Source organism: Herbaspirillum sp. RV1423, from assembly GCF_000577615.1.
Lineage (GTDB): Bacteria > Pseudomonadota > Gammaproteobacteria > Burkholderiales > Burkholderiaceae_D > Herbaspirillum.
This window is the reverse complement of sequence record NZ_CBXX010000035.1, coordinates 1-12,874: the sequence shown is the minus strand read 5'-3', so window position 1 is coordinate 12,874 and position 12,874 is coordinate 1. Positions and strand designations below refer to the sequence as shown.

At 58.3% G+C, this 12,874-nt stretch carries 11 protein-coding genes; 10 read left to right on the top strand and 1 reads right to left on the bottom strand.

Annotated elements, in window-relative coordinates:
* Positions 1-43 precede the first annotated feature (43 nt).
* The 10 genes from nuoG (at position 44) to RV1423_RS22540 (ending at position 11,438) form a co-directional block, all read left to right on the top strand.
* Positions 44-2,371 carry an NADH-quinone oxidoreductase subunit NuoG gene (nuoG, locus tag RV1423_RS22585; RefSeq protein WP_034301777.1) on the top strand — a complete coding sequence of 776 codons (2,328 nt, stop codon included), beginning with the start codon at positions 44-46 and terminating at the stop codon, positions 2,369-2,371.
* The gene (gene nuoH / locus RV1423_RS22580; RefSeq protein WP_034301774.1) at positions 2,371-3,450 is read left to right on the top strand and encodes an NADH-quinone oxidoreductase subunit NuoH; all 1,080 of its coding nucleotides are present in this window, start codon (positions 2,371-2,373) and stop codon (positions 3,448-3,450) included. Before nuoG ends, nuoH begins: the two co-directional genes overlap by 1 nt.
* A 36-nt stretch (positions 3,451-3,486) precedes the next feature.
* The gene (nuoI, locus tag RV1423_RS22575; RefSeq protein WP_034301772.1) at positions 3,487-3,975 is read left to right on the top strand and encodes an NADH-quinone oxidoreductase subunit NuoI; all 489 of its coding nucleotides are present in this window, start codon (positions 3,487-3,489) and stop codon (positions 3,973-3,975) included.
* A gap of 116 nt (positions 3,976-4,091) precedes the next feature.
* On the top strand, positions 4,092-4,736 hold the full coding sequence (locus tag RV1423_RS22570; protein WP_034301769.1) for an NADH-quinone oxidoreductase subunit J: 645 nt from the start codon (positions 4,092-4,094) through the stop codon (positions 4,734-4,736).
* Positions 4,737-4,751: 15 nt separating this feature from the next.
* Positions 4,752-5,060 (top strand): NADH-quinone oxidoreductase subunit NuoK, encoded by a 309-nt coding sequence (gene nuoK / locus RV1423_RS22565; RefSeq protein WP_034301767.1) that lies wholly within the window; start codon positions 4,752-4,754, stop codon positions 5,058-5,060.
* A 126-nt stretch (positions 5,061-5,186) separates the two neighbouring features.
* A complete protein-coding gene (gene nuoL, locus RV1423_RS22560) occupies positions 5,187-7,292 on the top strand; it encodes an NADH-quinone oxidoreductase subunit L (RefSeq protein ID WP_034301764.1) in 2,106 nt (701 codons plus the stop codon).
* Positions 7,293-7,316: 24 nt separating this feature from the next.
* Entirely contained in the window at positions 7,317-8,807 is a 1,491-nt protein-coding gene (locus RV1423_RS22555) for an NADH-quinone oxidoreductase subunit M (protein ID WP_034301761.1), read from the top strand.
* A gap of 160 nt (positions 8,808-8,967) precedes the next feature.
* Positions 8,968-10,479 carry an NADH-quinone oxidoreductase subunit NuoN gene (gene nuoN, locus RV1423_RS22550; protein WP_034301758.1) on the top strand — a complete coding sequence of 504 codons (1,512 nt, stop codon included), beginning with the start codon at positions 8,968-8,970 and terminating at the stop codon, positions 10,477-10,479.
* A 12-nt stretch (positions 10,480-10,491) separates the two neighbouring features.
* A complete protein-coding gene (locus tag RV1423_RS22545; RefSeq protein WP_034301754.1) occupies positions 10,492-10,806 on the top strand; it encodes a DUF2818 family protein in 315 nt (104 codons plus the stop codon).
* Positions 10,807-10,874: 68 nt separating this feature from the next.
* The gene (locus RV1423_RS22540; RefSeq protein ID WP_034301751.1) at positions 10,875-11,438 is read left to right on the top strand and encodes an NUDIX domain-containing protein; all 564 of its coding nucleotides are present in this window, start codon (positions 10,875-10,877) and stop codon (positions 11,436-11,438) included.
* A 108-nt stretch (positions 11,439-11,546) separates the two neighbouring features.
* On the opposite strand, the gene RV1423_RS22535 is transcribed toward RV1423_RS22540, so the two are convergent.
* Positions 11,547-12,874 (bottom strand): electron transfer flavoprotein-ubiquinone oxidoreductase (locus RV1423_RS22535; RefSeq protein ID WP_034301748.1); only part of this gene is annotated, 1,328 nt, incomplete at its 5' end.

Below are 12,874 nucleotides of genomic sequence, written 5' to 3'. Positions count from 1 at the left end.
AGGTCATCAGGGTCAAAAGAATACTTAGCTTGGGCAAAAAGCCATGGTTGAAATCGAAATAGACGGCAAAAAAGTTGAAGTGCAAGAAGGCAGCATGGTTATGGATGCTGCCAACAAAGTCGGCACTTACATCCCTCATTTTTGCTATCACAAAAAATTATCCATTGCGGCCAACTGCCGCATGTGTCTGGTCGACGTCGAAAAGGCGCCGAAGCCTTTGCCGGCCTGCGCCACTCCGGTCACCGCCGGCATGATCGTGCGCACCGCCAGCGACAAGGCGGTCAAGGCGCAAAAAGGCGTCATGGAATTCCTGCTGATCAACCACCCGCTGGATTGCCCGATCTGCGACCAGGGCGGCGAGTGCCAGTTGCAGGATCTGGCGGTCGGCTACGGCGCTTCGACCTCCCGTTACGAAGAAGAGAAGCGCGTCGTGGCGCCGAAGGATGTCGGTCCGCTGATCTCCATGAAGGAAATGAATCGTTGCATCCACTGCACACGCTGCGTGCGCTTCGGCCAGGAAGTCGCCGGCGTCATGGAACTGGGCATGCTGGGTCGCGGCGAACATTCCGAAATCACCACCTTCGTCGGCAAGACCGTCAACTCCGAACTGTCGGGCAACATGATCGACCTGTGCCCGGTCGGCGCATTGACATCGAAGCCGTTCCGTTACGCAGCGCGTACCTGGGAATTGTCGCGCCGCAAATCGGTCAGCCCGCACGACAGCCTCGGCGCCAACCTGATCGTTCAGGTCAAGGGCGGCAAGGTCATGCGCGTGCTGCCGCTGGAAAACGAAGAAGTCAACGAATGCTGGATTTCCGACAAAGACCGTTTTGCTTATGAAGCGCTGGACAGCGAAGAGCGTCTGACCAAGCCGATGTTGAAGCAAGACGGCAAGTGGCAGGAAGTCGAATGGCAAGTCGCGCTGGAATACGTCGCGCACGGCCTGCGCAACATCCGCCACGAACACGGCGCCAACGCCATCGCTGCATTGGGTACCCCATACTCGACGCTGGAAGAACTGACGCTGCTGCAAAAAGTGGTGCGCGGTTTGGGTTCGGAAAACGTCGATTTCCGGCTGCGCCAATCCGACTTCGCGCTGGACCATCAGGTCAATCCATGGCTGGGTATGTCGATCGTCGAATTCTCCCAACTGAACCGCGCCTTCATCATCGGTTCGTTCCTGCGCAAGGACCATCCGTTGCTGGCTGCGCGTCTGCGCCAGGCAGTCAAGAGCGGCGCCAAGGTCAGCGTATTGCATGCGACCGACGACGACCTGCTGATGCCCGTCGCCAACAAGATCATCGTCGCTCCATCCGAGTGGCTGGCTGCACTGAGCGGCGTCGTTGTCGCGGTCGCACAAGCTAAGGGCATCGCCGTACCGGCTGGTTTCGATAATATCCAGACATCGCAGGAAGCCAAGCAAACTGCGGCAAGCCTGTTGTCGGGCGAATCCAAGGCGGTCCTGCTGGGCAACGCCGCTGCGCAACATCCGCAAGCGTCGCAACTGCACGCCGCCGCACAATGGATCGCCGAGCAAACCGGCGCCAAGTTCGGTTACCTGACTGAAGGCGGCAACGCCGTCGGCGGTTACCTGGCCAATGCCATCCCGGGCAAGGACGGCGTCAACGCGCTGCAAGCTTTCGCACAACCGCGCAAGGCCTACCTGCTGCTGAACGCCGAACCGGAACTCGACAGCTACGATCCGCAAGCCGCCAGCGCCGCGCTCAAGCAAGCCGAGATGGTCGTCGTGATGTCGGCCTACAAGCATGGCGCCGATTACGCCGACGTATTGTTGCCGATCGCGCCATTCACCGAAACTTCAGGCACTTTCGTCAACGCCGAAGGCCGTGCGCAAAGCTTCAACGGCACCGTCAAGCCGCTGGGCGATGCGCGTCCGGCATGGAAAGTGTTGCGCGTCCTGGGCAACTTGCTGGGCCTGCAAAATTTCGATTATGAAACTTCGGAAGCGATTCGCAGCGAAGTCATCGGTACGGAAACCAATCTGACTGCGCGCCTGAACAACGTTTCCAAGCTGGCGCCGCAAGCTGCCGGCGGTGCCGCCAACGGCGCACTGGAACGCGTCGCCGACGTGCCTATCCACTTTGCCGATGCCATCGCTCGCCGCTCGCCGGCATTGCTGCAAACGCAAGACGGCCAGGCGCCGAAGGCATGGCTGTCGGCAGCCTTGTCGCAAAAACTCGGCATCGCCGCCGGCGACCGCGTGAGCGTCAAGCAAGGGCAGGGCAGCGCAGTGCTGACTGCAGACATCGACAAGGCGTTGCCGGAAAACGTCGTACGTGTGGCCGCGGCCCATGCAAGCACCGCTAATCTGGGCAGCATGTTTGGCGCAATCGTTGTGGAGAAAGCGTAATGGATCAACTGATTGCCAATATCAATGCAGTTGGCCCCACCTATCTGGGGACGGCATGGCCGTACGTGTGGACCTTCATCTGGAGCCTGCTCAAGATTCTGGTCGTGATGATTCCGCTGCTCGGCTGCGTGGCTTACCTGACCCTGTGGGAACGCAAGCTGATCGGCTGGATGCATGTGCGTCTTGGTCCTAACCGCGTCGGTCCTGCCGGTTTGCTGCAGCCGATCGCTGATGCACTCAAGCTGATTTTCAAGGAAGTGACGACGCCGGCACGCGCCAACAAGGTGCTGTTCTTCATCGCGCCGATCATGACCATCATGCCGGCGCTGGCTGCCTGGGCGGTGATTCCGTTCGGACCGGAATCGGTGATCGCGAACGTGAACGCCGGTCTGCTGTTCGTGATGGCGATCACGTCGATGGAAGTCTACGGCGTGATTATCGCCGGCTGGGCATCCAACTCGAAGTACGCTTTCCTCGGCGCCATGCGCGCATCGGCGCAGATGGTGTCCTACGAAATCTCGATGGGCTTCTGCTTGGTGGTCGTGTTGATGGTGTCCGGCAGCCTGAACCTGATCGACATTGTCACGAGCCAGGGCAAAGGTTACTTCGCCGACCACGGCCTGGGTTTCCTGTCGTGGAACTGGCTGTCGCTGTTGCCGATTTTCGTGATCTATGTAGTGTCGGGCATTGCTGAAACCAATCGCCACCCGTTCGACGTGGTGGAAGGCGAGTCGGAAATCGTGGCCGGCCACATGATCGAATACTCGGGCATGTCGTTTGCGATGTTCTTCCTGGCCGAATACGCCAACATGTGGCTGATCTCGATTCTGACGGCGCTGTTGTTCCTGGGCGGCTGGGCGTCGCCGCTGCATGTCCTGGACTTCATCCCGGGCTGGATCTGGCTCGGCATCAAGACCTTCTTTGTGGTGTCGCTGTTTATCTGGGTGCGTGCATCGTTCCCGCGCTACCGCTATGACCAGATCATGCGCCTGGGCTGGAAAGTGTTCATTCCGCTGACGCTGGTGTATCTGGTGATTGTGGCGACCTGGATGCAGACCTCGTGGAACATATGGAAATAAATTCGGAAGTAATGGATAAAGGCTTAGGTGAGAAGCATGGAAGCTATTAAGGATTTTTTCGGCAGCCTGATGCTGCGGGAGCTGTTCAAGGGCCTGGCCCTGACCGGCCGCTACCTGTTCGCGCGCAAGATCACGATCCAGTTCCCGGAAGAAAAGACGCCGCAATCGCCGCGTTTCCGCGGCCTGCACGCCTTGCGTCGCTATCCGAACGGCGAAGAGCGCTGCATCGCCTGCAAACTGTGTGAAGCGGTTTGCCCGGCCATGGCGATCACGATCGAATCGGAGCAACGCGCCGACGGTTCACGCCGCACCACGCGTTACGACATCGATCTGACCAAGTGCATTTTCTGCGGTTTTTGCGAAGAGTCCTGCCCGGTCGACTCGATCGTCGAAACACACATCCTGGAATATCACGGTGAAAAACGCGGCGACCTGTACTACACCAAGGAAATGCTGCTCGCCGTTGGTGACCGTTACGAAAATGAAATTGCTGCCGCGCGTACGGCGGACGCTGCTTATCGTTGATTAAGTTCGGGACGGCATGCCGGTTCGCCGTGTGCCGCTGAGATGGTCGGGTCTGACGGTCAAATGATCGTGCGATCGAATGATCTGATGCTGGTTTAGCCAACTTTTGGTTGATTATGGAATTTAAAACTGTCTTGTTCTATGCGTTTTCGGTGGTGCTTGTGCTCGCCGCATTGCGCGTCATTACGGCCCGCAATCCGGTGCATGCGGCCCTGTTTCTGGTGCTAGCCTTCTTTTCGGCGGCCGGCATCTGGATGTTGCTGAAGGCGGAATTCCTCGCCATCGTGCTGGTGCTGGTCTACGTCGGCGCGGTGATGGTGCTGTTCCTGTTCGTGGTGATGATGCTGGACATCAATCTCGACAAGATGCGAGAGGGCTTCTGGGGGTATTTCCCTCTGGCGGCCACCATCGGCGTCGTCATCGTGCTGGAAATGGCGGCAGTCCTGCTGCGCAGCTTCTGGGCTCCGGAAGCGCAAGTGCCGGCGGCTGCCAACAACATCGGCACCACCAAAGCATTGGGCATGCTGATCTACACCGAATACGTCTATGCGTTTGAAGTCGCGGCAGTCATCCTGCTGGTCGCCATTGTCGCCGCGGTTGCGCTGACGCTGCGCCGCCGCAAGGACAGCAAATACTTCTCGCCGGCCGATGCCGTCAAGGTCAAGAGCACCGACCGCGTGCGTCTGGTCAAGATGAAGTCGGAATCCACCCGTAATACCGGCGGCGATGCTCAGGCATCCGGCGCGGAACAACAATCTTAAGGAGCGGCCGCAATCATGACTCTCTCGCTCTCGCATTTTCTGATCCTCGGCGCGATCCTGTTCGCGATTTCGATCGTCGGTATTTTTCTCAACCGCAAGAACGTCATCGTGCTGCTGATGGCAATCGAACTGATGTTGCTGGCGGTGAATATGAACTTCATTGCTTTTTCGCATTATCTGGGCGATGCGGCAGGACAGGTCTTTGTGTTTTTCATCCTGACGGTTGCCGCTGCGGAGTCCGCAATCGGTCTGGCTATTCTGGTGGTGCTGTTCCGCAATCTGGACACCATCAATGTGGAAGACCTGGATACCCTCAAGGGATAAGGGCGCGTAGGCCGCAGTGCATTCGCAGTGCATTTGTTTGGATAGCTTTTAAATTTCATTTAAAGATGGGTGTTCTCCGAGAGTCGTCATGACTCGACGAGAACCCAAATAGCGATAAGGTTCATCATGGCGGGGCAACTTAACCCACATCTTCTTTTAGCCGTACCACTGGCGCCGTTGGCCGGTTCTGCGATCGCGGGCCTGCTCGGGACGAAATTCTTCGGCAATGTCGTCGGCCGCAAGGTATCGCATACGGTCACCATTCTCGGCGTGCTGATTGCATTCATCATCTCCTTCCAGACGCTGCTGGCGGTCATGGACGGCGCCACCTACAACGGTACGTTGTACACCTGGATGACGGTTGCCGGACTGAAGCTGGAAGTCGGCTTCCTGATCGACAGCCTGACCGCGATGATGATGTGCGTGGTGACCTTCGTGTCGCTGATGGTGCACATCTACACCATTGGCTACATGAAAGACGACGACGGCTATAACCGCTTCTTCTCGTACATCTCGCTGTTCACCTTCTCGATGCTGATGCTCGTCATGAGCAACAACTTCCTGCAACTGTTCTTCGGCTGGGAAGCGGTGGGCCTGGTTTCCTACCTGCTGATCGGTTTCTGGTACACCCGTCCGACCGCGATCAAGGCCAACATGAAGGCCTTCCTGGTCAACCGCGTCGGCGACTTCGGCTTCATTCTCGGCATCGGCTTGTTGCTGGCCTACGCCGGCTCCATGAACTACGGTGAAGTGTTCGCCAAGCGCGGCGAGCTGGCTCAACTGACATTGCCGGGCACCGACTGGATGCTGCTGACCGTGGCTTGTATCTGCCTGTTCGTCGGCGCCATGGGTAAATCTGCCCAGTTCCCGCTGCACGTCTGGCTGCCGGATTCGATGGAAGGCCCGACCCCGATTTCCGCACTGATCCACGCGGCGACGATGGTGACCGCCGGCATCTTTATGGTGACGCGCATGTCGCCGCTGTTCGAACTGTCCGATACCGCCTTGTCGGTGATCCTGGTAATTGGCGCGATTACAGCGCTGTTCATGGGCTTCCTCGGCACCATGCAAACCGACATCAAGCGCGTGGTGGCGTATTCGACGCTGTCGCAGCTTGGTTACATGACGGTTGCATTGGGCGCTTCGGCCTATTCGGTCGCCGTATTCCACCTGATGACGCACGCCTTCTTCAAGGCATTGTTGTTCCTCGGCGCAGGTTCGGTCATCATCGGCATGCATCATGATCAGGACATGCGCAACATGGGCGGCCTGCGCAAGTACATGCCGATTACCTGGATCACTTCGCTGCTGGGTTCGCTGGCGCTGATCGGTACACCGTTCTTCTCTGGCTTCTACTCGAAGGACAGCATCATCGAAGCGGCTGCCGAATCGCATCTGGCGGGTTCCGGTTTTGCCTACTTTGCTGTGCTGGCCAGCGTGTTCGTGACCGCGTTCTATTCATTCCGTATGTATTTCATGGTGTTCCATGGGGAAGAGCGTTTCGGCAAGGCTCACGACCATGGTCATGACGATCACCATGCTCCAGCGGTTGCATCTGCGGCACATGGCGCACATGACGACCATGGTCACGATGCCCACGATGACGCGCATGACGATCACGAACACCACGGCCTGGCGCCCGGACAAAAGCCGCACGAATCGCCGCTGGTGGTGACGCTGCCGCTGATCCTGCTGGCAATTCCCTCTGTGATCATCGGTTTCTTTGCCATCTCGCCCATGGTCTTCGGCGACTTCTTCAAGAACGTGATTTTCGTCGGCGAAAACCACAAGGCAATCGAAGAACTGGCCCACGAATTCCACGGTCCGTTGGCGATGGCGGTGCATTCGCTGACATCGGCCCCGCTGTGGCTGGCGATTGCCGGCGTGGTGGTGGCGTACTACTTCTACATGGTCAATCCGCGCGTTCCTGCCTGGTTCAAGGAAAAATTCAGCGCGATCTATACCTTGCTGGACAACAAGTACTACATGGACAAGTTTAATGATGTCGTGTTTGCCGGCGGTGCGCGCATGCTGGGCAGCGGTCTGTGGATTGTCGGCGACAAGGGCCTCATCGATGGCCTGGTCGTCAACGGCAGCGCCAAGGTCGTCAACTGGTTCTCGAAAGTCACGCGCCTGTGGCAATCCGGTTACATCTACCATTACGCTTTCGTGATGATTATCGGAGTGCTGGGTTTCCTGGTGTGGTTCATGCCGTTTCCGTTTGCCAAATAAGTTGGCGTAAAGTTAAAAACAACCATGATGCAGTCAACTTTTCCTCTCCTTAGCCTTGCGATCTGGTGTCCGGTCGCATTTGGTGTGCTCGTCCTGGCTGTCGGCCGCGACGAAAATCCATCCATCGCGCGCTGGCTGTCGCTGCTCGGCGCCGTTGTCAGCCTGTTGGCGACAATTCCGCTGGTCATGCATTTCGATGCGGCTGCACATGGCTACCAGTTCGTCGAGAAGACGCCTTGGATCGATCGTTTCAACATCAGTTATTTCCTCGGCATCGACGGTCTGTCGTTGTGGTTCATTCCGCTGACCGCTTTCATCACCGTGATCGTGGTGCTGGCAGGTTGGGAAGTGATCCAGAAGCGTGTGGCCCAGTACATGGGGGCGTTCCTGATCCTGTCCGGCCTGATGATCGGCGTGTTCTCGGCGCTCGACGGCATGCTGTTCTACGTGTTCTTCGAAGCGACCCTGATCCCGATGTTCATCATCGTCGGTGTGTGGGGCGGCGCCAATCGCGTCTATGCGGCCTTCAAGTTCTTCCTCTACACCTTGCTCGGCTCGCTGCTGATGCTGATCGCGCTGATCTATCTGTACATCGTGTCCGGCGGCAGCTTCGAGATCCCGACGTGGCACCAATTGCCGCTGTCGATGCTGGAGCAGAAACTGCTGTTCTTCGCATTCCTGATGGCGTTCGCGGTCAAGGTGCCGATGTGGCCGGTGCACACCTGGCTACCGGATGCCCACGTGGAAGCGCCTACCGGCGGTTCGATCGTGCTGGCGGCGATCATGCTGAAGCTCGGCGCCTACGGTTTCCTGCGATTCTCGCTGCCGATCGCACCTGACGCCAGCCATGCGCTGTCCGGTTTCATGATCACGCTGTCGCTGATCGCGGTGATCTATATCGGCCTGGTCGCGCTGGTGCAGCAAGATATGAAGAAACTGGTGGCGTATTCGTCGATCGCGCACATGGGCTTCGTCACGCTGGGCTTCTTCATGTTCAACGACATGGCAGTGCAGGGCGGCATTGCCCAGATGATTTCCCACGGTTTCGTGTCGGGTGCGATGTTCATGTCGATCGGCGTGCTGTACGACCGCATGCATACCCGTGAAATCGCCCAATACGGCGGCGTGGTCAACACGATGCCGCGTTTTGCAGCGTTCTTCATCCTGTTCTCGCTGGCCAACTGCGGTCTGCCGGCGACTTCCGGTTTCGTCGGCGAATTCATGGTGATCCTGGGCGCGGTCAAGTTCAACTTCTGGATCGGCCTGCTGGCGGCGACCGCGCTGATCCTGGGTGCGGCGTACTCGCTGTGGCTGGCCAAGCGCGTGATATTCGGCGCCGTGGCCAATCATCATGTGGCGGAACTGACTGATGTGAACAAGCGTGAATTCCTCATCCTCGGCCTGCTGGCGATCGCAGTGCTGGTGATGGGCTTGTACCCGGCGCCGGTGACGGACACGATGCAGACTTCGGTCAGCGACCTGTTGAAGCACGTGTCGGTATCCAAGATTAACTAAAGTAACAAGCGTCGGTGCCACCAGTGCGGCACCGACGCCGAACAGCGGTTTGGTACGGCGTTTCGATACGGACCGGGCAATATGGATGTGTGCAGCCCGGCTGAAAACGGCGGCAACGGTAAGCGGACAACATACGCGGACGAAAATAAGCGGTAACTAAATGAACAACATGAATCTGATCCCTGTCTATCCGGAAATATTTCTGCTGATTGCGACTTCTGCAATCTTGCTGATCGATATGTTTTTGCCGGATGCAAAACGCGTCATCACTTACCTGCTGTCCTTGCTGGCGCTGGTGGTTTGCGCAGTGTTGACCTTCACCAGCTACTCGAGTGGAGAAACGGTCTACACCTTCAGCAACATGTTTGTTTCGGACCCGCTGTCGAGCCTGCTCAAACTGTTCTCCTATCTGGCCATCGGCCTCACGCTGATCTATGGCCGCCAATACAGCAATGACCGCAGCATCGTCGGCGGCGGCCATCTTGGTGGCGAATTCTATGTCCTGGCACTGTTCTCGCTGTTGGGCCAGATGGTCATGATTTCCGGCAACAGCTTCCTCTCCATCTATCTCGGCCTGGAACTGATGTCGCTGTCGCTGTACGCGCTGGTCGCTCTGCGCCGCGATAACGTCGGCTCGACCGAAGCGGCGATGAAGTACTTCGTGCTCGGCGCGCTGGCGTCCGGTTTCCTGCTGTACGGTATTTCAATGCTGTATGGCGCCACCGGTTCGCTGGAGCTGAACGATGTCTTCCGCGCCATCGTGTCCGGCACCGTTGATCGCAACGTGCTGGTGTTCGGCATCGTGTTCGTGGTCGCCGGCCTGGCGTTCAAGCTGGGTGCCGTGCCTTTCCACATGTGGGTGCCCGACGTCTATCATGGCGCACCGACGCCGGTAACGCTGCTGATCGGCGGCGCGCCGAAACTGGCGGCCTTCGCCATGGTGTTCCGCTTGCTGGTGGAAGGCCTGTTGCCGCTGGCCATCGACTGGCAGCAGATGCTGATGGTCCTGGCAGTATTGTCGATCATCATTGGTAACGTCACCGCGATTGCGCAAACCAACATCAAGCGCATGCTGGCTTACTCGACTATCTCGCACATGGGCTTCATGTTGTTGGGCATGATGTCGGGCGTGGTCGACGGCAACCTGTTCCAGGCCGTCAACGCCTACAGTTCTTCGCTGTTCTATGCGATCACTTATGTACTGACCACGCTGGGTACTTTCGGCGTGATCCTGCTGATGACGCGTTCCGGTTTTGAAGCCGACACGCTCGACGACTTCAAGGGTCTCAATCAGCGCAGCCCATGGTTCGCCGGCGTCATGCTGGTGTTGATGTTCTCGCTGGCCGGTATTCCTCCGATGGTCGGCTTCTACGCCAAACTGTCGGTACTGCAGGCTGTGCTGGGTACCGGACAGATCTGGCTGGCCGTGCTGGCTGTCGTGTTCTCCCTGGTCGGCGCGTTCTATTACCTGCGTGTGATCAAGAATATGTACTTCGATGAGCCTGCCGACAGCGGCAAGATCACCGCCAGCTTCGATGTGCGCGTTGCCCTGAGCCTGAACGGCCTGGCGGCGCTGGCGATCGGTCTGTGGCCTGGCCACCTGATGGATGCCTGCACCAACGCCATCGTCACCACGCTGGCCACGTTCCTGAGCAAAGTCATCGCGACTTAAGCGAATCCGCCAGTGAACGTTTCCCTGCTAAGCTGGTGCGTCATCCTGTTGGCGGCCCTGGCCGCCAACTTGCCTTTCTTCAATCAGCAATTGTTTGCGTTGATCCCCCTGAGCAAGTCCGCCGATTATCGCAAGCCGGTATGGATACGCTTGCTTGAACTCATTGTTCTGTATTTCGTTGTCGGCGCCATTGCCCGTTTCTTTGAAGCCAGCATCGGCAACGCATTTGCACAAGGCTGGGAATTTTATGCCGTGACGGGCTGTCTGTTCCTGGTGCTGGCGTATCCCGGTTACGTGCTGCGCTATTTGCGCAAGACGCACGCCTGAATTTCAGGCACGGCGGCGCCGGTCGGCGCGCCTCTTCCATTTACACGCTCACCGATTCCCCGACTCGCATGGACGCTCATCTCAAAGAAAGCAAAGTGGACGGCGAACTGGTCTACGAAGGCCATTTTCTCAAAGTCCAGCGCGACACCATTCGCCTGCCTGACAGCAAGCAGTCGGTGCGCGAGTACATCCGGCATCCGGGCGCAGTGGTGATCCTGCCGTTGTTCGACGACGGTTCGGTGCTGTTGGAAAGGCAATTCCGCTATCCGCTCGATCAGGTCTTCATCGAATTCCCTGCCGGGAAAATAGATCCAGACGAAGACCACCTAGCCTGTGCCAAACGCGAGTTGCAAGAGGAAACAGGATATACCGCGACAGACTGGCAGTTCGTCTGCACCATCCACAATGCAATTGCCTATTCGGACGAACATCTCGAGATCTATCTGGCGCGCGGTTTGGTCGCGGGGGAACGCAAGCTCGACGAGGGCGAATTCCTCGACATCTACAAGACCCCCTTGTCCGATTTGCTGGAGCAAGTGCGACAGGGCAAGGTGACCGACGTCAAAACCATCATCGGCGCCTTCTGGCTGGAGAAGATTGTCAACGGCGACTGGAGCGCATCGCCTGTTTGATTGCGTGCGCGAGCGCGGTGTCAGCCTAGTGTGCTGCGAGAATGAGGAACGGCGCTTCGTCTTTGTCGAAGCGCCATTTTGATTTTTGCGAACAATGCAGAAGCCAAATCACATATTCGAATAATTCGGTCCGCCGCCGCCTTCCGGCGTCACCCACACGATGTTCTGCGTCGGGTCCTTGATGTCGCAGGTCTTGCAGTGGACACAGTTCTGCGCATTGATCTGCAGGCGATCCGTATTGTCGTCGTTCTTCACGAACTCATACACGCCCGCAGGGCAGTAACGCGCTTCCGGGCCGGCATACTTCGCCAGATTGATGCCCACCGGCACCGAAGCGTCTTTCAGCGTCAAATGGATCGGCTGGTCTTCCGCATGATTGGTGTTCGAGATGAACACCGACGACAGGCGGTCGAAGGTCAGCTTGCCGTCCGGCTTCGGATAGGAAATCGGCGTGAAGTCGGCAGCCGGTTTCAGGCATTCATGGTCGGCGTGCGAATGATGCAGCGTCCACGGCGCCTTGCCGCCGAACAGCACCTGATCGATCCCCACCAGCAGCGTGCCGGCGACCAGGCCCTTGCTCATCGACGGCTTGAAGTTGCGCGCCTTGTGCAGTTCTTCGTGCAGCCAGGATTTTTCAAAAGCCGCGCTGTACGCCGTCAGCTCGTCATACTGACGGCCGCCATTCAATGCCTCAAACACCGCCTCGGCCGCCAGCATGCCGGTCTTGATCGCGGCATGGCTGCCCTTGATGCGCGAGGCATTGAGGAAACCCGCGTCGCAGCCGATCAGCGCGCCGCCCGGGAAGGTCAGCTTCGGCAGCGATTGCAGGCCGCCGGCGGTAATCGCGCGCGCGCCGTAAGCCAGACGCTTGCCGCCCTCAAAGAACTTGCGGATTTCCGGATGCGTTTTATAGCGCTGGAATTCTTCATACGGCGACAGGTAAGGATTCTCGTACGCCAGGCCGACCACATAGCCGACCGCCACCTGGTTGTTCTCCAGGTGATACAGGAAAGAGCCGCCGTAGGTCTTGCTGTCCAGCGGCCAGCCCGCGGTATGCACCACCAGGCCCGGCTTGTGCATCTTCGGATCGATTTCCCAGATCTCCTTGATGCCGATGGCATAGGTCTGGGGATCACGGCCGGCATCGAGCTTGTATTTCGCGATCAGTTGCTTGCCCAGATGGCCGCGCGCGCCCTCGGCGAAGAAGGTGTATTTGGCGTGCAGCTCCATGCCGAGCTGGAACGCGGCGGTCGGCTCGCCGTGGCGGTCCACGCCCATGTTGCCGGTGGCGACGCCTATGACGGAACCGTCGTCGTTATAGAGGATTTCCGCCGCCGGAAAGCCGGGGAAGACTTCCACGCCCAGCGCCTCCGCCTGCTGGCCCAGCCAGCGCACGACGTTGGCCAGCGAGATGACGTAATTGCCGTGGTTCTGGA